Source organism: Acinetobacter sp. ABJ-A23_2 (assembly GCF_044538765.1).
In the GTDB taxonomy this organism is placed as follows: Bacteria; Pseudomonadota; Gammaproteobacteria; order Pseudomonadales; family Moraxellaceae; genus Acinetobacter; species Acinetobacter nosocomialis_A.
Genome location: NZ_JBIUCP010000123.1, coordinates 1 through 385, shown reverse-complemented (window position 1 = coordinate 385; position 385 = coordinate 1). Strand labels below are relative to the sequence as shown.

General features: G+C 50.1%; 1 protein-coding gene. It reads right to left on the bottom strand.

Going from position 1 to position 385, the window contains the following annotated elements:
- Positions 1-385 (bottom strand): Ig-like domain-containing protein (locus ACH63V_RS18140; protein ID WP_396464329.1); only part of this gene is annotated, 385 nt, incomplete at both ends.

The window sequence follows — 385 nt, the reverse complement described above, 5'->3', positions numbered from 1 at the left end:
ACGACAGTGCCCACCACTGCATCTGGACCCAACGCAACACGGGCATCAAAGCTGCCGTCTGCGCCAAGTTCTGCTGCATTGATGATGCCATCAATGTTTAAGTCATCAGGTACTGTAATCGCACCAAGTAGGTTCGCTGCTGCAGTATCTACAGTCACCACCGCACTGGTTGTACTCACATTACCTGCTGGGTCTGTTGCTGTCACAGTCACAGTATGTGGACCATCTGCCAATACTGGAAGTGTATTGTCTGCAAGTGTCCAGGTACCGTTGCCATTATTGACCGCTGGATACTCCACACCATTTACAGTCACCACAACAGTCGCTGTTGGATCGTTCACTGTACCGGTTAATGCAGGTGTACTGTCATTGGTGGTTACATCAC